The 19,522-nt window shown below is 53.4% G+C and carries 23 protein-coding genes and 2 tRNA genes; 3 read left to right on the top strand and 22 right to left on the bottom strand.

All coding sequences use genetic code 11. The features are described 5' to 3' along the window. Window positions 1–15: 15 nt before the first annotated feature. The 19 genes from O0S10_RS05310 to O0S10_RS05220 form a co-directional block, all read right to left on the bottom strand. Window positions 16–987 carry a polyprenyl synthetase family protein gene (locus O0S10_RS05310; protein WP_268924859.1) on the bottom strand — a complete coding sequence of 324 codons (972 nt, stop codon included), beginning with the start codon at window positions 985–987 and terminating at the stop codon, window positions 16–18. Window positions 988–1,010: 23 nt separating this feature from the next. Continuing rightward, entirely contained in the window at window positions 1,011–2,354 is a 1,344-nt protein-coding gene (locus O0S10_RS05305) for an RNase J family beta-CASP ribonuclease (protein ID WP_268924858.1), read from the bottom strand. 26 nt (window positions 2,355–2,380) lie between these two features. Beyond that, a complete protein-coding gene (gene fni / locus O0S10_RS05300) occupies window positions 2,381–3,469 on the bottom strand; it encodes a type 2 isopentenyl-diphosphate Delta-isomerase (protein ID WP_268924857.1) in 1,089 nt (362 codons plus the stop codon). 8 nt (window positions 3,470–3,477) lie between these two features. After that, a complete protein-coding gene (locus O0S10_RS05295; protein WP_268924856.1) occupies window positions 3,478–4,230 on the bottom strand; it encodes an isopentenyl phosphate kinase in 753 nt (250 codons plus the stop codon). After that, window positions 4,223–5,095: a mevalonate kinase gene (gene mvk, locus O0S10_RS05290; protein WP_268924855.1), complete on the bottom strand. Its 873-nt coding sequence runs from the start codon at window positions 5,093–5,095 to the stop codon at window positions 4,223–4,225. Before mvk ends, O0S10_RS05295 begins: the two co-directional genes overlap by 8 nt. Further along, complete coding sequence (gene amrB, locus O0S10_RS05285) at window positions 5,095–5,937, bottom strand: AmmeMemoRadiSam system protein B (protein ID WP_268924854.1); 843 nt, start codon at window positions 5,935–5,937, stop codon at window positions 5,095–5,097. The genes mvk and amrB overlap by 1 nt, the downstream gene beginning before the upstream one ends. Before the next feature lie 345 nt (window positions 5,938–6,282). Continuing rightward, window positions 6,283–6,891, bottom strand: coding sequence for a 30S ribosomal protein S2 (rpsB, locus tag O0S10_RS05280; RefSeq protein ID WP_268924853.1), 609 nt, complete (start codon window positions 6,889–6,891; stop codon window positions 6,283–6,285). A gap of 1 nt (window position 6,892) precedes the next feature. Continuing rightward, on the bottom strand, window positions 6,893–8,092 hold the full coding sequence (eno, locus tag O0S10_RS05275; RefSeq protein ID WP_268924852.1) for a phosphopyruvate hydratase: 1,200 nt from the start codon (window positions 8,090–8,092) through the stop codon (window positions 6,893–6,895). A 1-nt stretch (window position 8,093) separates the two neighbouring features. After that, complete coding sequence (locus O0S10_RS05270) at window positions 8,094–8,282, bottom strand: DNA-directed RNA polymerase subunit K (RefSeq protein WP_268922871.1); 189 nt, start codon at window positions 8,280–8,282, stop codon at window positions 8,094–8,096. Between the two features lie 37 nt (window positions 8,283–8,319). Next, window positions 8,320–8,394: transfer RNA gene (locus O0S10_RS05265), tRNA-Pro, on the bottom strand. A 13-nt stretch (window positions 8,395–8,407) separates the two neighbouring features. Further along, window positions 8,408–8,596 (bottom strand): DNA-directed RNA polymerase subunit N, encoded by a 189-nt coding sequence (locus O0S10_RS05260; protein WP_268922870.1) that lies wholly within the window; start codon window positions 8,594–8,596, stop codon window positions 8,408–8,410. Window positions 8,597–8,687: 91 nt separating this feature from the next. Beyond that, window positions 8,688–9,086 (bottom strand): 30S ribosomal protein S9, encoded by a 399-nt coding sequence (locus tag O0S10_RS05255; RefSeq protein ID WP_268924851.1) that lies wholly within the window; start codon window positions 9,084–9,086, stop codon window positions 8,688–8,690. Window positions 9,087–9,099: 13 nt separating this feature from the next. Further along, window positions 9,100–9,522, bottom strand: coding sequence for a 50S ribosomal protein L13 (locus tag O0S10_RS05250; RefSeq protein WP_268924850.1), 423 nt, complete (start codon window positions 9,520–9,522; stop codon window positions 9,100–9,102). 6 nt (window positions 9,523–9,528) lie between these two features. After that, the gene (locus tag O0S10_RS05245) at window positions 9,529–9,882 is read right to left on the bottom strand and encodes a 50S ribosomal protein L18e (RefSeq protein ID WP_268922867.1); all 354 of its coding nucleotides are present in this window, start codon (window positions 9,880–9,882) and stop codon (window positions 9,529–9,531) included. Next, a complete protein-coding gene (locus O0S10_RS05240; protein ID WP_268924849.1) occupies window positions 9,883–10,722 on the bottom strand; it encodes a DNA-directed RNA polymerase subunit D in 840 nt (279 codons plus the stop codon). Continuing rightward, a complete protein-coding gene (locus O0S10_RS05235; RefSeq protein ID WP_268922865.1) occupies window positions 10,723–11,118 on the bottom strand; it encodes a 30S ribosomal protein S11 in 396 nt (131 codons plus the stop codon). It lies immediately after the preceding gene. A gap of 5 nt (window positions 11,119–11,123) precedes the next feature. After that, window positions 11,124–11,669, bottom strand: a complete 546-nt coding sequence (locus O0S10_RS05230; protein ID WP_268924848.1) for a 30S ribosomal protein S4 — start codon at window positions 11,667–11,669, stop codon at window positions 11,124–11,126. A gap of 16 nt (window positions 11,670–11,685) precedes the next feature. Continuing rightward, complete coding sequence (locus O0S10_RS05225; protein ID WP_268924847.1) at window positions 11,686–12,138, bottom strand: 30S ribosomal protein S13; 453 nt, start codon at window positions 12,136–12,138, stop codon at window positions 11,686–11,688. Between the two features lie 93 nt (window positions 12,139–12,231). Continuing rightward, window positions 12,232–12,316: transfer RNA gene (locus O0S10_RS05220), tRNA-Ser, on the bottom strand. 256 nt (window positions 12,317–12,572) lie between these two features. Between O0S10_RS05220 and O0S10_RS05215 the strand changes: the two genes are divergently transcribed. Next, complete coding sequence (locus tag O0S10_RS05215) at window positions 12,573–12,845, top strand: DNA-directed RNA polymerase subunit L (RefSeq protein WP_268924846.1); 273 nt, start codon at window positions 12,573–12,575, stop codon at window positions 12,843–12,845. 74 nt (window positions 12,846–12,919) lie between these two features. Further along, window positions 12,920–13,642, top strand: coding sequence for an alpha/beta fold hydrolase (locus O0S10_RS05210; protein ID WP_268924845.1), 723 nt, complete (start codon window positions 12,920–12,922; stop codon window positions 13,640–13,642). Window positions 13,643–13,771: 129 nt separating this feature from the next. On the opposite strand, the gene O0S10_RS05205 is transcribed toward O0S10_RS05210, so the two are convergent. Continuing rightward, window positions 13,772–14,386, bottom strand: coding sequence for a translation initiation factor IF-2 subunit beta (locus O0S10_RS05205; protein ID WP_268924844.1), 615 nt, complete (start codon window positions 14,384–14,386; stop codon window positions 13,772–13,774). 96 nt (window positions 14,387–14,482) lie between these two features. Here O0S10_RS05205 and purL point away from each other — a divergent pair, with 96 nt between their 5' ends. Beyond that, window positions 14,483–16,570 carry a phosphoribosylformylglycinamidine synthase subunit PurL gene (gene purL, locus O0S10_RS05200; RefSeq protein ID WP_268924843.1) on the top strand — a complete coding sequence of 696 codons (2,088 nt, stop codon included), beginning with the start codon at window positions 14,483–14,485 and terminating at the stop codon, window positions 16,568–16,570. Between the two features lie 490 nt (window positions 16,571–17,060). Here the strand turns inward: purL and O0S10_RS05195 are convergent, their stop codons facing one another. Both O0S10_RS05195 and O0S10_RS05190 read right to left on the bottom strand, forming a co-directional pair. Continuing rightward, window positions 17,061–18,059: a hypothetical protein gene (locus O0S10_RS05195; protein WP_268924842.1), complete on the bottom strand. Its 999-nt coding sequence runs from the start codon at window positions 18,057–18,059 to the stop codon at window positions 17,061–17,063. Window positions 18,060–18,082: 23 nt separating this feature from the next. Continuing rightward, window positions 18,083–19,384, bottom strand: a complete 1,302-nt coding sequence (locus O0S10_RS05190; protein WP_268924841.1) for a hypothetical protein — start codon at window positions 19,382–19,384, stop codon at window positions 18,083–18,085. Window positions 19,385–19,522 lie beyond the last annotated feature (138 nt).

The raw sequence follows: 19,522 nt of genomic DNA, 5'->3' as shown, positions 1-19,522 counted from the left end.
CCGCAAAAAAAGAGATTAGTAGCCTCTCGTAATGAAGAAGTCCACCATCTCAAAGATCAGATCCCGCTCCTCGGACTCCGGCACCACGCTCGCAAGGCCTGCCTTTGAGTCAGCGATGAGTTTTTCCGAGATACCGCGGACTTTCCCGAGAACACCTGACTCCTCAAGAAGTGCGATTGCCTCAGCGATCTCCTCCTGGGAAAGGTGATCCTTATGGTACTTTGACAAGTCCACACCCATCTCGCGGGCCGTGATTGCAAGAAGCGTCTGTTTGTTCTCACGGAGATCCGATGCCTGATCTTTTCCGGAAACCTCCGGCGGCGTCATCAGATCAATGATGTCATCCTGAATCTGGAACGCAATTCCCGTGTTCAGACCAAGCGTATAAAACGCAGAGATCTGCTTGAAATCGCCTCCTGCAAGAGCAGCACCAATACCCGCTGCCGCCGCATACAGAACGCCCGTCTTCTTTCTGACCATCTCCAGGTACTCCTCCGCACGGACATCATTCCGCGTCTCAAAGGACACATCCTCCTGCTGACCCTCACAGATCTCATAACAGGCATGCGACAGCATCTGCACGGCCGCAACCTTCGACTCGGGGCTTGCGTTCTTCACCGAACACAGATGCTCAAATGCCTTTGCGTACAGCACATCGCCTGCAAGAATTGCCGTCGGCTCATCCCACACCACATGCACCGTCGGCCTTCCGCGGCGCAGCGAATCGCCGTCCATAATATCATCATGCACCAGCGTGAACGTATGCGTCCACTCAAGTGCAAGCGCTGCGGAAAAAATATCCGCAGACGCTCCCTTGCGAACGGCATCAGCCGCAAGCAGAACCATTGCCGGACGGAGGCGTTTTCCTCCGCCGAGCAGCAGATGTGCGGACGCCTTCTGCAGTGTCGTGTCGGTCGCTTTGCTGTACTCGTCCGCCTCCTGATCAACTTTTGCGGCAACGGACTTCAGATACTCGGATAACTCCATAATACACACTCTCAATTTTTTGGTTATTTCGGAAGAACCAGACGGTCTCCGTTTTGCATAATGTGAATCTCTTTGTTCAGCGTGTAACCGAACTCACGGCCAAGCGTCACATATCCGCCCTTCATCTCAAACGGACCATGGGACGGAACAATGTGCTCCGGATTCAGCATCGAAACCAGATCATAATGTTCCTGATAGAACGCGTGACCCGTCACGTGAAGACCGTCAAAGATTCTTGCGCCCTGACGCAGCAGAAGCCGGTCAACCTCCGCACGCTGGGCATAGTTCACGGGATTTGGAATAATGTTTGCCGAAAACATTACCTTATCGCCCTTCTCGATCTTAAACGGCGTATCACCGGCTGCCATACGGGACAGCATGGACCCCGGCTCTCCCTGATGACCGGTAACCACCAGCAGGAACTTTTCCTTTCCTTCCTTTGCCACACGGCGCAGCATCCGGTCGGTCGTCTTACGGTTGCCGTAGATGCTCGTCCCCTGCGGGAACGCAACCTGTTTCATCATCTCGGCAGTTCCGTTGTACCGCTCCATCGATCTTCCCAGAAGAATCGGGACACGATCGATCTCACGGGCACACTCGGTGATGGTTTTGATTCTTGCAATCTGCGAGGCAAACGTCGAGACGATGATCGCATTCTTATCATCCTCACAGCGCGTAATCGCATCCCGCACCCGCAGACGGGCAACCTGTTCGCTCGGTGCATAGCCGCGATCATCCAGATTCAGCGACTCAACAATCAGAACCTTCACACCCTCCTTGCCGATCGCACGCATGCGTGCAAGATCCGGGGCCTCGCCGATGACCGGCGTCATATCCAGCTTGAAATCGTTTGCATACACCACACAGCCCGCCGGTGTGTGAAGCACCGCCATAATGGAATCGATGATACTGTGCTGGACACGGACGAACTCCAGCGTTAAATGCTGAGAGATGGTGTACTTACCGCCTGCTTTGAGTGCAAACGTCTTGTTCGTCACCGAGAACTTGCGCTCTCCCTCGATCTGCTGCTTGATCAGCTCGGTTGTGTACGGTGTTGCAATCACCGGACAGTTGTACCGGTGGGCAAGTTTCTGGACAGCACCGATGTGGTCCAGGTGACCGTGCGTACAAACGATCGCCTTGACCGTACCCTCAACCGAGTTCATTACGGTATCGTCAGGGATTGCACCGATCTGGATCAGATCCAGCGAGTGCATATTCTCCATTTCTACATTGTTGTTTCCTGAGATCGGGTCAAGATACAGACCCATATCAAAGATAACGATCTCTTTGCCGACGCGGACCGCGGTCATATTCCTTCCGACCTCGTTGTATCCGCCGACGGCGATGACTTCTATGTCAACCATTGTATTTCTCCGAATTTTTTCAGACCTTAGGACATGCGCATATTTGGCTGCTGCCCGATCATTTCCCGCAGTGTTCCTGTGATATACGTTCTTGCATGCTGAAGAGCAGAAACATTGGGAGAGCCCGTCAGAAACATTGCCGCACGAAGCTGGTAATGCACTGCATCAATGGCTCTGCATGTTTCCTCCTCGCCGCACAGAGCAGGAGAGAGCAGGGGAAGAGCCATACCCCCGAGTGTCGCTCCGAGAGCTATTCCTTTTGCGATGTCAAGACCCGACCGCAGCCCGCCGGTTGCGATTACGGGTCCGGTTCCGGTCCCGGCTACCTCAAAAACACTCACAGCGGTTGGAACTCCCCAGGTAAGGAGAGAATCACCAAGTTCCCGGAGTGCTTTATCACCGGCAGCCCCGCGCTCATTGGCACGGATTCCTTCTATTTTCGCCCATGATGTTCCACCCATACCGCCGGTATCAATGGCGGAGACTCCGGCATCCCAGAGTCTGGCTGCAACTTCACGGGATATCCCGTTTCCGGTTTCTTTGACGATTACCGGGAACTTCACGTCTTTGCACAGCTGCCGGACGGCATCCAGACATCCGACGGCGGAGTGATCACCTTCCGGCTGGATTGCCTCCTGCAGGAAGTTTAAGTGAATGCAGAGAGCGTCTGCGTCAATCATCTCGACCGCACGTTCCGCCCATTCCGTGCCGTGCTCCACCAGCTGAACCGCACCGAGATTTCCGCAGACGAACGCATGCGGTGCGGTCTCACGGACGATGGCAAATGAATCCGCCAGTTCCGGTTTCTCCAGAGCCGCACGCTGGGATCCGACTCCGATACCAAGCTTGTAGTGTTCTGCCGCACTTGCCAGAACACGGTTGACCTCTGCAGTGTCCGGGTGGCCGCCGGTCATCGCCGCAATGAACAGCGGTGATGCGAGACGTTTTCCGAGAAACTCAACCGAGAGATCGATTGCATCCATGTCGCATTCGGGCAGGGCACAGTGAACCAGATGCACATCGTCGAAGAGTGTTGATCCTGTCTCAATGTCGGTCTGGCTGCAGATACGCAGATGATCCATCTTGCGTGATGAGGTAAGTTTCTCTTTTGTCATGATTTTCGTTACTGAACAATTGTTCCGCCGTGATCATGGTCCTGCAGGAAGTCCATGACACGGGAGATGTGGAAGAGGTGCGACGGGATGCCGGCATCTGCGAGCAGCAGAAGCTCCTCAACTTTTCCCCGCATTCCTCCGGTGACGTCCGTGTTTGCGGAACACCCGAGATCAATTGCACCGACATTTTCGCGGGTGATTGCAGGAACGACCCGGCCTTCGGCAAGAACACCGGGGACGTCGGTTGCAACACCGACGCGGGTGGCACCGAGAGCCTTTGCCATCGCGGGGACAATCTGATCGCCCGAGACAATGCAGGCTCCGCGAACGGTGTCCATCACCACGTCACCATGCAGAACCGGCACAACACCGAGCGCAAGCAGTGCTTTGATCTGTTCCTCGCCGGAGTAGACAAGGCGGCCGTCCTTTGCAAGACTCGTGCAGAACGGATGCATGCAGACCGCGTCAACACCTTCGGCACGGAGAAGTGATACAAACTCTTCGTTCAGCCTCCGGACGGCAAAGTGGGTGACGGCGATTCCTTCGGCGTTGGATTTTGTGACGCCTTCCTGAATGCGGTACTGCTTTGCCTCCGGGTGGCCGCAGGAGCCTGCACCGTGGACGATGACGAGCGGTACGGATTTTGCGACCGGTGCAATCTGTGCAGCGAGTTCACGAATCCGGGCGGTGTCGATTACACCAGTTTCGGATTTTTTTGTGACAACGCTTCCGCCGAGTTTGAGTACGGTAATTTCACTCATCTTTTTCCTTCCGTGCACCTTCGGTGTCTATCGTGGTGATGATGGCGCGTGCATCACATCCTTCGATGGCTCCGGCAACGCGGTTGCGTGAACTCTTGGAGCAGATGGCATACATGCATCCGCCGCCGCCGGCTCCCGTGGTTTTTGCGCCGTGTGCTCCTGCGGAGCGGGCGGCAAGAACCAGTTTTGAGAGAACCGGATGACCGACGCCAAGGGCATCCAGCAGTGCATGGTTCATGTTCATGAGGCTGCCGAGTTCCTTCTGGTTGTCCAGATTGTACATCGCCCGCATGGTGATTGCCGCAATGGAGTCAAGGATGGGGTTCGCGATATCCGGCGAATGTTTGCGAAGTTCCGCTACTTTTCCGACCATCTCCGACGTGCTGTGCGAGACAAGTGTGTTGCCGATAACGAGCGAGAAGTTCTGTGGCGGCAGAAGACGGCGCTTTTCGCTGCCGCGAACAAGCACCATGCCCCCAAAGGCGGAGACATAGGTATCGGTCGCACTGGCACGGCCGTTCTGTGCGGACATCTCCACCTGATGGGCGAGATCGGCGATCTCGGCGCGGGTCTTTTCCAGACCGAACTCGTCGTTGATTGCACACAGCGTTGCAACAGTTACCGCCGCAGACGATCCGAGTCCCGAGGAACTCGGAAGCTGGGATCTGACATACACACTTCCCTTGACATCCATCAGCCGGAAGCATTCGGCGATGTAGGGAGAGTTGGGTTTCTGGTGGTAACGTGACTCGCGGACGGTGACCATGACGCGGGGCTTGATCGCCATTGCAATGCCGGGCTTTCCGTACACCACAGCGTGTTCACCGAAGAGGAAGACTTTGCCGGGCGCGCTCCATGTTGCCATCAGACAACCTCCATTGCTGCGTAGCCGACGACTTCGCGGCTGTCGCCGGTTGCGTCACCTGAGGTCTGATACATGATCACTTTGGCCTCACGGGCACCAAGCTGTTTTGCGACGAGCATCAGTACCGCAATGCAGCCGTAGCCGCACATGGACGGTTTTATTTCGATGAGTTTTTCATAAAATGCCTGTACATCGAGTTTCGCCGCAGCTGCAAGAACCGTCAGGTCGTCGCGCTCCGCAACAGCAGCCGGTACATAATGCGAGCCGTCACCGGAAGCAATAATCACGACGTCTGCATGCACCACATCAATTGCCTGTGCGAGTGCAGCCGCCACGCGGCGAACCTCGGCAGGAGATTGATCACCAAGCAGTACAGGCACAACTTTTGCCTGCGGGAACCGGTAGCGGATGAAGGGCATCTGCACTTCAAGCGAGTTCTCCTGCACCCGCAGGAGGTCGGGACGGTTCGGGATGCCCACAGCAGTCAGTGCGGCAGCGAGTAATTCGTCCGGCAGAACCGGGCCGAGCGGTGTTTCCCAGACCAGATCTGCAGTTGCAGTTATACAACCTGCATGGCTCGGGCCGATCACCACGAACGTACCGGAAAATGTTTCGGGAATTTTCGCATAAGCGCACGCAGCGCATCTTCCCGAGTAGATGTATCCTGCGTGCGGAACCAACACACCGTACGGAGAGGTTACAGACGTTACCGTCGATGAAAAGAGTGCATCAAGCAGGGCTTTCAGTTCCTCTGCTGCCTTCGGGTAAAACATTCCCGCAAGGTCAGCATGCCGACAGCCTGCATCCGCCGTACCGGCGGCAGGGTATTCCTCTATTTTCATGGATATCAAACGGGTTTTACGCCGTAACCAAAGATTTCGTCCGCCGATCCGCGAAAGATACTATTGAGATATTGCGGATTGGTGTATGAAGGTGGTTATGTGTTGGTTTGGCAGGGCTTTAATGATTGCGTCGTGCGGGACCGGGTCAGACGGTCTGGAGGGGTTCCTGATGGTCTGTGTCGAAATTTTTCGGAAAAAGTATCGGATTCTGATTTTGTCTGAAGGAGCCACATCCACCTGCTCCTATGTTCCTGAAAAAAATCCAGCGAACTCTTTTCGCGGCATCAGAGATTTCCATAAAATCTGAATCAGGAAAGTTACAAAAAAAGATGGTATCTGAGAGATTTAGAACTCAGACTCAAAGTCTTCAAAGGTCAGGGAGGACACGATGCCTTTCTGCTTCAAGACCTCACGGGTAAGCAGGAAGTAAACCATAGAGAGTGCCTTGCGACCTTTGTTGTTCGTCGGGATCACGAGATCGACGTTGTTGGTCTGGTTGTTGATATCACAGAGTGCGATGACCGGGATGCCGCACTGGACAGCCTCGGTGATAACCTGTGCATCTCCGATCGGGTCAGTGACCACGACAACCGACGGTTCGACGTACTTCGGGAGTACCGGGTTGGTGAGCGTACCGGGAATAAACCGGCCGACGTGGGAGAGTGCACCAATGGTGTCGGCAAACTTCTGTGCCGGATACTGGCCGTACTGACGGGAGGTGACCACGAAGATCTTCGGTGCCTCATAGCGTGCAAGGAACTTTGCCACCTGTTTGATACGCTCGTCGGTCTTTCTGATATCAATGATATACAGACCATCGGAACGGACACGGTAGATGAATTCCTTCATGTCATCGTCTTTCTGCTGGGTTCCGATGTGGACACCGGCTGCCAGATACTCTTCCACGGATACTAATGGTTCGGTCAGTTCAATTCCAAGTTCATTGTCGGTCATTTTAGAAATGCTCCTCAATTCTTATAAGTTCATTTAATTTAGCAATACGCTCGCCGCCAACAACTCCGCATTTGAGGAAACAGCAGTTGAATGCAGTTCCAAGGTGTGCGATTGTGGTGTCGGTTGTCTCACCGGACCGGTGGCTCATGACGGTCTCATACCCGTATTCATGGGCAAGACGAATCGTCTCAAACGTGTCGGTCAGGGTTCCGATCTGGTTGGGCTTGATTAAGACGCAGTTTCCTGCCTCAAGAGCAATGCCCTCTTCGAGGCGCTCCACATTGGTGACGAAGAGATCGTCCCCGCAGATAAGCGTGTCGCGGCCGCAGACTTCTTCAGTCATCTGCGCAAAGCCCGCAAAGTCCTCTTCCTGAATCGGATCCTCTACATAGATCAGGTTGTACTGATCCACCAGCTCGGCAATGTATGCGATCTGCTCCTCAGTAGTGCGCTTTGCATTCTTATACACATACCGCTCAAGATCGGCATTCCACATCTCGGAAGCTGCAACGTCAAGACCCATCCGGACTTCGATTCCGGTTTCATCCTGCACTTTGCTGACCGCTTCTGCGACAATTTCGAATGCCTCTGCATCACTGATGTGTGGTGCCCATGCACCCTCGTCACCTTTGCCGCAGCCTTTTCCGCGCGCGACCAGAATCTCCTTGATGGTCTTGTGCACGCGGGCGTTGGTAAAGACAGCTTCGGATGCGGTTGCTGCGCCGGTCGGGACAATCAGGAACTCCTGAATGTCGGTTGCGTCCACTGCGTGGGCACCGCCGCCGATCACGTTACCGAGCGGAAGCGGCGTCTGATCGACGAATGCACCGCCAAGGTACTGGAAGAGTTCCATGTTGAGAGCGGATGCTGCGGCTTTTGCATTTGCAAGAGAGAGTGCAACCGCAATGTTTGCACCGATGCCGGAAAGGTTCTCGGTTGCATCCACGTTGCGCAGTGTCTCATCAAAGGTACGCTGATCCTGAGCATCGAGATCGATCAGTTCCGGAATCAGCCGTGCCTGTGCATCGGCGATTGCTTCCGCACAGGGTCTGACTTTTGCCTCGTAGATACCGGTCGAGGCACCGCTTGGTGCGCATGCGCGACCGTATCCTCCGCTGGCAGTCAGAATTTCCGCTTCAATGGTTTCATTACCGCGGCTGTCAAGAATTCTCCGCAGGATAATTCCGTCGATGGTGGTCATATTACTGTACCTCTATTTTGGCACCGGCGGGGCGCTTGACAGTGATGGGGACCATGTTCTCGTCAAACTCAACAAGAGCGATCTCAAGCGGATCGATCTTTGTGGTTCTGACAAGAATAGGCGCACCCATCGAAATCTGTAAAGCACGCGCACCGATGATCCTGGCCCGTTCATAACGAGTGTATATCATTGGCAATCACATCCATAAAACATAAAGAATGGAAAAATGGGGTCGCTGAGATTCGAACTCAGGTCACTACGTCCCGAACGTAATAGGATGGTCCAGGCTACCCTACGACCCCGCATCATCATGCATCACGTGTAGGGATACAGCTCATCAACAGTCTCTTTGTGCGAGAGAAGCATGCGTCTGCAACAATACCGCTCAAGTCCGAGAGAGTCAAGAATGTCTTTCGGATCTTCACCGGCAGCTTTACGCTGTTGATATTCTTCCCATGCCGTGGAAATTACCTTTCCACAGGTGAAACATCGAACTGGTATCATTAGTTATCCTTCTAAGGTTATTAATCTGTTGTTTTGCAAATGGGAGTGAGAAACTCACTCCCTTGCAGAACATGTGTTCTGAAAGCAATAGTTAACGGTACGACTTCTGGAACCGTGCACGTGCACCGCGTCCATGCGGCTTCTTGGCTTCCTTCTGACGGGAATCGTTGACAAGAAGCGTACGGTCGTAGCTGAGGTAAACCTCTTTGATGTGCGGGTCGTTTGTCCAGTTCAGGATTCCGCGGCCGAGTGCCGTACGAACGGCCTCTGCCTGACCCATGACGCCGCCGCCGGAGACATCAATGTCAACGTCGACGTTGTCAATTGCACCCGGTGCGAGAGCGATTGCCTCGGAAATCTTCATGCGAATGATCTCGCTGCCGTAGACCTCGAGCGGAACGGAGTTGATACGGATTCTGCCCTTACCCTCTCTGAGGGTAGCGCGTGCAATTGCCGTCTTTCTCTTACCACTGGTGTTAATGATCTTCATCTTTTTCCACCTCTTAGTACTTTGCTCCAAGGTTGGTGCTGATTGCGCCAACGGTGACGTAGCGTGCGCTGCTTAACCGGTTGCGGTGTGCGGCTTCAAGAACCTCTGCCTCGGCATCCTTCAGCTCGTAAGGAACACCGACGTAGGCCTTGACACGGCGGAATGCTGCTGCTCCCGGCCGGGTTTTGTACGGAATCATACCGCGGACCGTGCGTTTAACGATCTGGTCCGGGCGTCTCGGGTAGAACGGACCGCCTTCAACGGAACCGCGAACGCGCTTTACATAGTACTCTTCCATGATCATCGCACGGGAACCGGAGACGATGACCTTTTCGGCGTTGATAATAGCGATCTCTTCGCCTGCAAGAATGCGCTGGGCAACAAGGCTGCACATTCTGCCGAGCAGAAGATTCTCTCCATCAATAACTGTTACCATTTCAGTTCACCTCAGGATCCGGACGCGGCTGCCCTTCGGATTTGCGGCGACAAGCTCTTCGATTGTCATGCAGGTGCCGTTGGCTTCCATGATTTTTTCACGCGCGGCGTCGGAGAAGTTGAGTGCGGCAACCTTGACGGGTGCGGCAATCACACCTGCTGCCAGGACTTTGCCCGGGACCAGGATGATCTCGTTCTCTTTTGCGTAGCGGCTAATCTTTCCGATGTTAACCTCAGCGTAGTTTTTGCTGGACGTGTTCAGGCGTCCGGCAATCTCGCGCCAGATATTAGCCTCGTTTTCCCGGGATGCCCGCTTGAGCATACCGATTAAGGATTCGAGGCGGGGGTTTGTCTTATTCATTTACAGTCCCTCCGTGGATATGTCCTGTAATGCATCAGTCAGGTCTGTGGATCGTGACTTGATATGCAGCAGTGCTCTTTCGATGATCTCTTTGACCGGCAGGGAACCGTCGCTCTCGACGACGAAGATGAACTTCGTACTGTCGGCACCGATGGTGATAGCGGGGTTTTCGCCGATTCCGGTGTTCATGCATGCAGTCTCACAGAGACGGCACATGGAACAGTCTTTAACTTTACTTTCGCCGTTTACTACGCGGACGTGGACAATGTTGTCGGATACTTCGAGAACGTCACGGGGACATTCGGCAACACATTTTCCACAGGCGTCGCAACTGTTGTGGATGGTGATTACCGGGAACTCTTTGTATCCGCAGGCGAGAGTCGGCTGCCATTTGGCATGCTCAAGACCTGTGTTGAGTTCGGCGGTGGCTTCCAGAACAACCTTCTGACCTTCCCAGAGCTTCACGATTGGAATGTTGTTGTGCACCGGAACGGTGCGCGGGTCCATAGAGATCAGATCACCGGAGGTGACCATGCCCGGTCCTTCAACACTGAGGGTGAAGGTAACCGTACACTGCGGGCAGCCGACACCTTCACAGGTGCATTCGCTGCGGGGAACAAACTGGGACAGGTCGGTTTTAATCGGAACAAGTCCAAGTCTGTGCGCAAGGATCTCATCAAAGAGAACACTGGTGTTGTCATAGATGCGAACATCTTCGATGGCAAGGGTTGGTACCTCGCCGATCATAGAGCGTCTGAGGGCGTTTGCAAATGCCGGAGTCGCTCCGCTGATAGTAAACCGTGCGACAGAGTCATCGAGCCTGCTGAATACAAGATCCATTCAGACTCTCCTGCCTCTTCTGCCACCCGCTGGGCGGATGCTGTCGTGCGGTACCGGAGTTACATCTTCGATTCTGCCGATACGCATACCTGCACGGGAAAGTGCACGGATCGCGGCCTGTGCTCCGGGTCCCGGAGAGCGCTGCTTTCCGTTTCCGGGCGCACGGACACGGATGTGAAGTCCGGTGATGCCCTTTTCCTTTGCTGCCTGGGCAATGTTGATCGCCATCTGCATTGCTGCATACGGGGAAGATTCATTGCGGGCCTGCTTGACGACCATACCACCGCTGCTCTTGCAGATGGTTTCTGCACCGGACAGGTCGGTGACGGTGATGATCGTGTTGTTGAAGGAGGCAAAGATATGTGCAATGCCCCATTTTTCGCTTGCTTCTGCCATTGTTTTCACGCCCTCACATTCATAATACGCTGGCGTTCACCGTTTGCATCGTCGGCGAGGCTGGAGGTTGCATAGTATGCAATGCCTGCTTCATCTGCGACGGACACCATGTAGCTCGGGACAGACACACGCTGACCGTTGATGGCGATGTGACCGTGGGTGATTAACTGGCGTGCCTGTTTGGGGCTGCGTGCAAGACCCTTGCGGTAGACAATGGTCTGCAGACGGCGCTCAAGGACGTCCTCAACTTTTAAGGAGAGAATGTCATCCATTGCGGCGTTTGCACCGATCATGCCGTAGCGCTGAAGGGTGTTGATCAGTTCGTCGCGGCGTGCGACGGTTTTCGGGGTCTCGCCAACGGCAGAGATCATTGCAAGCACTTCACGGGCTCCTCCGCGGTGTTTGCGCAGGACTTCGGTTGCTTTCCAGATCTCGCGTTTGTTACGAAGACCGTAGGTGATGGCGAGTACACGCTCGCTCTCGATACGCGACTTTTCAAAGCGGCGTTTCGGGGAGGAGTACGTCTTGGTGTTCTTTCCTGGATATCCCATTCTTTTTCACCTCGAATTAGTTCCGCCTCTTGGAAACACCGACAATCTTTCCGAACCGTCCGGTGGACTTGGTACCCTGACCACGTACCTTCAGGCCGTTCTCATGACGAATGCCGCGATAGCAGCGCATCTTTTTCATGAGGTTGATGTCGTCTTCTCTTGCGAGTGCAAGGTCGCTGCCGTAGAGGTGCTTCGGAACTCCGGAGTACACATCTACCGGGCGGTTGACCATCCATGCCGGAACTGAGGTCGGGTATGCAAGTACCTGTTCCTCAAGGCGCGCGACATCTTCGTCTGCAAGGAGACCCATTGTTGCGTGGGTGTCGACTCCTGCACGGCGGGAGATGACGAGTGCGGCATGGAGGCCGATGCCCTTAATTCCGGTCAGCGCAAGCTGTACCGGCTGGGTACCGTCCAGATCAGTGTTAATGATCCGCACAAAATATTTCAGTTCTGACTCTTCAACCATGATAGTCGCCTCTCAGTGGAGAGATAAGTCTCATACATTATGAGCGCTTCGTACTCCTGAACGTTTCAGGGAATGTTGCATCCCTGGAATAAGCGCAGACGGAGGGATTTGAACCCTCGAGTCCCAGGGGGACACAGGTTTAGCAAACCTGCGCCATACCAGGCTTGGCTACGTCTACAGAGAACTCCGCATCTTTCCTGCATTGCTGCAGGCAACACAAGAACCGTTGACGATTCGTTGTGTTTTCGACACTCGCGGTGCCACTTCCCACAGGAGTGATTCCTGTGCGAACGTTCGGAAACATGTCCGACACACCGCTCCACTAAATTGAGTGCTCTAATACATAGGATATGTGATCATATAATACTTGTCCCAAAACAAATCCCGGGTACTGACGGCATCTATATAGTCTCGTCCGCCAAATAGTAACCCGCATGAAGCTGAAGATCATCGAGCTCGAGAAAAGCAAGATACGGCTGAGTCTTGAAGGGGAAGGACACACATTTATGAATACACTGACCGAGGAGATTCTGACGGATCCCGAAGTTGATGTGGCAAAGTATGTAATTGAGTATCAGTTTTCCGATCCGGAACTGTTCATTACGATGAAGGAAGGGTCCAAGAAGGATCCGGTTACGGTTATCCGTGAGGCATGCGACCGCATCTCGGCAAGATGTGATGATCTGCTTGGCTGTCTGAAAAACTGAGCCGGACAGAGTCTGCCCGTATCTCATACACGCAGGTTTATGGGATACGATGATAATAATACTTTTTTGAAACGATGCTTGATGAGATACGGTACGCGAGATCGGATGATGCGAGGATTGCGTACCGGATTGTTGGTTCCGGAACACCGCTGGTGATCGTCAGTGGTCTTGGTGATTCGATGAGGGACTGGAAGGAGTCCATTATCCGGATGCTTGCAAAGGAGTTTTGTGTGATTCTGCCGGATAATCGTGGTCTTGGCCTGACCGGAATGGGATCAATACCGCCCCAGAAGATGACGATTGCACAGTATGCAGCAGATGTGCATGCAGTGGTGGAGGCGGAAGGGTTTTCAGAGATTTTTCTGCTTGGCCATTCGATGGGCGGGATGATTGCCCAGGAGTTTGCGGTGGTACATCCGGAGATGGTGAAAAAGCTGATGCTGTTTGCAACCGATTACGGACCGGAGTCGTCATACCGGGCACATCTGATGAACCGCTGTGTTCTTCCGCTTCAGGCTCTGTGCATGATTGCGCCGTGGCATACGAAAGGATTCCGGGCAGGTGCATGTGCAATTGCAACATGGCCAGGTTCAATGGACAGGCTTGGTGAAGTTTCGTGCCGGACATTTCTGTTGTTTGGAGATGCGGATTTTCTGATGCATCCTGATGTGGCACATGAGATGGAGAGGATGATTCCGCATGCAGAGCTGAAACTGGTTGCCGGCGGGACACACAGGATGCATGATCTCTACCCGACGGAGTTTGCAAAGATGGTGCTGGAGTTTTTTGGAATGTGAAAACTTTTTTTTTGGAAAATGTGTGCCGGGTGGTGTTTCGTGTGGTTGTGTCCGGAGCAATGATGAGTCGGATGCGTATATTTTTTTCAAAAAAAGATTGTTGCCGGGAGTTTTACCGGAGCAGATATTTTAGAGAATTTTCTGCGTGAATGCAACGGAGCCGGAGATTCTGGTGATCCGCACTTTGACATTCTGGCCGGCTTTGGTTCCGGAGACGTACAGAATGTATTTGCCGACGTGGGCAACACCGTCGCCTTTCTTACTGATGGATTCGATGTGAACTTCCAGTTCTTTGCCTTCTTCGATTGCCGGACCCTGGATTTCGGTCTTCGCTTTCCGTTTTCTGATCGGGCGTTTGGAACCACATGCTTCGCAGAGAAGCATCTGGACACGATCATCTTTGACGAGTTTGGTGTCCGGACGACCGCATTCAGAGCAGATGACATAGTCATTTACGTAAGTGGTGACGATGGCTTCAAACTGTGATTCTTCAAACTTTCCGTTGAAGACGGCACGGTTGCCGTCGATTTTTCCCGCGGTTCCGAGTTCTCCTAAGATGAACTTCATGAAGTGGTCTTTGTCGCGGTTGAGCATGCCGGCAATGTCGGTGAAGTTTTCCAGAACGGTGGTTTTGCCCTCGATATAGATCTTGGTTTTGGGCATGATGAACCGCTCGCCGGTGTCTGTCGGCTCAGACATCCCCGAGTACGCCGATTTCAGCATATCCTCATATGAATCAACCATAGTACTACATGTTGGTGCTGGAGGCATAAAGTTCTGGTGTCATACTACTACATACAGGTGTTTTTCTTTGCAGGCGATCAATAGAGAGAGTACGTTATGCTGGCAGAAAATGATGAGGTTTATATCCGATCCGTTCTCGGACGGGAGCTGACACCGCTTGAGGCGGCTGCATTTGAGAATCTGTGGAGCGAACACTGCAGTTATCGTTCTACGAGAAAGTTTCTGCGAACGCTGCCGACGACGGGGGAGGATGTGATTATCGGGCCGGGCGATGATGCGGCAATCGTGAAGTTTTCGGATGATGCGGTTCTGGCAATTGCGATGGAGTCCCATAATCATCCAAGTTACATTAATCCGTATGCGGGGGCGGCGACCGGTGTCGGAGGTATCGTCCGGGATGTGATTTCGATGGGGGCACAACCTGTCGGGATTCAGGCACCCTGGTATTTTGGAAATCTTGCTGAGGAGCGGACGAAGTGGTTGATCCGGAATGCGACTGCGGGTGCTGCTGATTATAGTAATACGATTAATGTGCCTGTTCTTTCCGGATACCAGATGTTTGATGAGAGTTTTTCCGGTAATCCCCTGATTAATGTGGTCTGTTTCGGGATGATGAAGCCGAACCGGTTTATGTTCGGGAAGGCGTTTAAGCCGGGATGGAAGCTGATGCTGTTTGGTGCAAAGACGGGTCGGGATGGTCTGGGAGGTGCGGCGTTTGCGTCGGGTGATATTTCGAAGGAGGCGGGAGAGGAGGGTGCTGCAAACACGTGTGTGGAAGGACATCCGGAGATTGAGGCAAATCTGATTGCGGCGACGCTGGAGATGTTTGAGCGGAAGACGATTCTTGCATGCCGCGATCTGGGTGCGGCGGGTCTTTGCGGTGCGTCATCGGAGATGTGTGTTGATGTGGGGGCGAGGATTTTTGCGGATGCGGTGCCGCTTGGGGATTCGGAGATGAGTGTGACGGAGATTCTGCTTTCCGAGTCGCAGGAGCGGATGCTTGCGGAGATTCATCCGGATAAGGTTGCGGAGGCTGAGGAGGTCTGTGCGAGGTATGGTCTTTCGTGTGCGGTGGTGGGGGAGACGATGGGTAGTGATCGGTTTGTGGTTGAGTTTGGGGGCGGGGTGGTTTGTGATCTGCCGATTAAGCTGCTTGCCGGAGGTGCGCCGGAGCGGGAGTTCCCCCTGCGGCCGTATGCGGCGGAGATGCCGTTTGTCCGGCCGGAGGGGTCGCTGCGGGAGCTGGTGCTTGCGGTTTTGTCGCATCCGGATCTTGCGGATAATAGTATGCATGCGTCCCAGTTTAATTCGCAGGCACAGGGAAGGACGTATGCGGTGACGCCGTTTTATTCGGTGCTTGAGGTGGAGGGGAGGGGGTTGTCGCTTGCCTGCGGGTGTAATGCCCGGCATACGTTTCTGAATCCGTATGCGGGGGCGGCGAATACGGTGCTGGAGCTTGCGTCGCATATTGTGTCGGTGGGGGGGATGCCGTTCTGTGCGCTGGATAATCTGAACTTCGGGTCGCCGGAGAATCCGGAGGTTATGTGGCAGATTTCGGAGGCGGTGAAGGGTATGGGCGATATGTGCCGGATACTGCATGTTCCGGTGGTGGGCGGGAATGTTTCGCTGTACAATGGGTCGGAGGCGCAGGGAACGTGTGTGAGGCCGACACCGGCGATGGCGATGTTCGGGAAGGGAGATCTGATCGGCTGGGAGTGGCCGGATGTGGGGGATAGTATTGCGATTGTGGGGGAGACGCGGGCGGAGCTTGGTGGTTCAGTGCTTGATGCGGTTACCGGGTGCGGCGGGGCTGCGCCGGATGTGGGCGGTGTTGCGGCGCTGCCGGTTATTCGGGATCTGGTGGAGAAGGCGCAGGTGAGCGGGTCGATGGCGATTACGCGGGGCGGTCTGTTGTATGCGCTGGTGAATCTTGCGGCGCAGGCGAGGGTGACGATTAAGGGGGATGCGGTGACGAAGCTGTTTTCGGAGACGTACGGGAGGTTTTTGGTGACGTTTTCGGATGAGTATTTCCTGAAGGAGAGCGGGTTGTCGTATGAGGTGATCGGGAAGATTACGGCGGACGGGAAGCTGACGATTGAGACGGATGAGGAGACGGTTGTGCTGACGCAGCAGGATCTTTTCATGGCGGGGAGTTCGATTACGCGGGCCTGCCGTGCACGGTGAGTGAGCGGTACCTGTTCTTTTTTTGTTTTTTGCAGGAGCGGGAGGTGTAACCGATAGGTGCGGTTACAAATTCATCCGTTTTTGTTGGTTTGTTTTGGATTCAAAAGTGTTTTTGGAATTTTTTTATTTTTGTAACCGGTGGTTTGGTACTGTGCTGTAAGTTTTTGTTGGATTTTTGTAGAGAGTACTGTTTTTGCGGTTACAGCGGTTACAGATTTGCGGATGTCTTTGGATATTCTGATATTTCCGTTTTTAAGAGTTTTTATCGGGAATTTTTGTAACCGGCATGCCGGTTACAGGTGGTTGAAGAATCGAAAAATGTTGGCGGGCCGTCATCTGTACATTCTCTGTATCTGCAAGGAGCGATTCTGCCAGAGGGTTATGTTCTGTCTTTCTCTTTGGCGAGAGAATGGAGGGGGGAATCCAAGGAGATCAGGATAAAAAAAGATTGTTTGGTTTTTTTTCTGATTCTTTTTTCGGGGGGAAAAGGTTAGAGTTTTCCCCACGGGGTGATTTCGTATGTTACGGCGGTCATGGTGTAGTAGCTGCCGTTGATTTCTATGAAGGTGCGGCTGTCCTGCATGAATTTGGAGCGGACGGTGCGTTCATAGGTTGTTTCGTCATAGGTGGTTCTGTTGAGGATGACTGCTGCATTCTGATTGGTGAGGAAGGGTTGGAGTTCAGGTACGTTTTGGATGTCAGCTTCGGTGAAGGTGACGATGGTTGCTCCTGTTTCTGTTTCTCTTCCGTAGGAGGGGTGGAGGGTGAGTTTGGTTTCGTACTGGTGGACGAAGTCGGGGTCGTTATGCCGCAGCAGCCATTCTTCGAGTGCACGCTGTTCGGGTGTCAGGGAGTCCCAGTCGATCTCCGGAGGGGTTCCGGGGACGAGATAGACGGCGTGAAGGAGGGTGTCGGCTTCATCTGCGTGGGTTCGATCCAGAACGGGTTTGCATTCGATGATGGATCCGTTCCACGGGAAGTCAACGGAGACGTCGTTTTTCGGGCCGAAGACGATGGTGAGTGTGGTTGCAGGATCGCTTGTGTTGATGCGGCCTTCGTAGATGATGTATTCGGTATCACTGCCGTAATTTGCTTTTTTGAGGATGCGGTGATACGGTTCGCCGTAGATGGTGAAGTCAAGGGCGATGGCGTCATCATAGCTGGTAACCGGCTGGTCAAAGGTAAGGAGGATGTATTCGTCGATCTTTGCCGGGATGTTTAAGGTGCCGTATGTTTTGCGGAACTCCGGGCTGTCAACGTCCATGTAGGGAAGGATGGTGGTGTGCCCGTCAATGGCGAAGGGGACTTCGGAGAGGTCGGGCACGGTTTTTTCCGGTGCCGGGGTCGGGGTTGCGGATGGTGTGGGTGTCTGATAGCCGGACGGTGCTGCGGGCAGTCCGTAGATCAGGTAGCAGAGACCGAGAACGCAACAGCATGCAATAATGATGATGAGAAAAATGGTGAGGAGTGAGTGATGTTTGGATGACATGATTGATATCCTCCGAAAAAGCCTCACACATGGTTTGCTACTGCAACCTTGTTCGCTGAAATTCTTGCTGCATTGTCATGGTTTGCATCACCATAACGGCCTGAAACCGAGGTGGAGAAGGTGAGCTGGTTGTAACTGGAACTGGTATAGTAGTTGTACATGACGGTTGCGACACTGCTGTCAACATAGGCATAGGCAGGGTCTGCACCAAACGTATAGCCCAGTGCATTGATGGCGGCATATCTCTGCGCATGAAGTGTGCCTGTTACATGAGTTGCGTCATCATCATCAACCATCTGTGCCCATGCCCACCGTTTGGGAAAGGTGGTACCTTCTGCAATGAGTACACCATTTGCATCAACGCCGCTTACGTATAAAGCGAGATCGGCATTTTTCTGTTCAAGGAAATAATCCCAGTACACTTCTTCTGCTAAGGCGAGAGGATCGGTGACCTGACGGGGATCGTTGGAGAATACGCTCATCATGCTTGAGTCGTATGCACAAACACCTAATGCCACACCAACCGGGGAGTCTTCGTAGGCGTAAGAGATAGTACCTAAAAGCTGCTGGACACGTCCAATCCAGTTAGCTTCCTGATAATAGAACTCTTCATCGGTACCAACGAGGAAGCCAACAACGGCAAGTGCCTTCGCATTCTTGGAGGATGCAGCTGCGGCAAGAAGTTGTTCTTCTGTGATCGGGGAGGATCTGCCGGAGCTGATCATGACGCTTTCCGCAGGTTCCGGAATACTGTTTTCCGAGTAGATGATGTGGAGCGGGGCCGGTGTTATCTGGGTGTAGTTGTAGTTTTGTACCGGATAAATCTCGATGTTGTCATTGGGCAGAGTGATGGAACCATAGAAGAGGTTATCATCTGCAACGGTGACAATGACAAGTGAGTCAGCAATGCCCGGAACAGTACCCTGATAGGTGTCAATGCCGTCATCAATGGATTCAAAGGTCATACGGGTAAGTGGAATGGTGTAACTCTGACCATACAGAGTGATGGGCAGGGATACGGTATTCGATCGTACCGGAATAACATTGTCAAAGGATGCCAGTTGATAAGCCGGAGTTGCACTCCGAACATTTGTCTGCGGGAGTAGTGCCGACGGGATATTCAGCGGACCGTAGTCCGGCGTGGTACTGTAGGCGGCTACGTCAGCATTGTCCGAGAGAGATACAAGCGTTGTCTTTCCCGGAATGCTGAAGAGTGTTTCGGCTGATGCGGGAGAGTCTGCGGTCACGGGGATCACAGCGGCTCCGAGAAGCAGAAGAACTGCAAGAGCAGAAACAAACCAGAGGTTTCTGTGTGTGTTTTTCATAATTATACCCTCCTGAAATACAGTTGGTACCACGGTGGCAGGATTTGTGCTGTCACGCGGGGCGAAATCTGTTTTTTCAGAAATGCGATGTTGTGATTTCTCAAGAACACCACATGTGATAATGGGCACAGGAACATT

Source organism: Methanocorpusculum petauri, from assembly GCF_026891975.1.
GTDB classification, from domain to species: domain Archaea; phylum Halobacteriota; class Methanomicrobia; order Methanomicrobiales; family Methanocorpusculaceae; genus Methanocorpusculum; species Methanocorpusculum petauri.
Note: the sequence above shows the minus strand (reverse complement) of the source record. Positions and strands in the feature narration are given on the sequence as shown.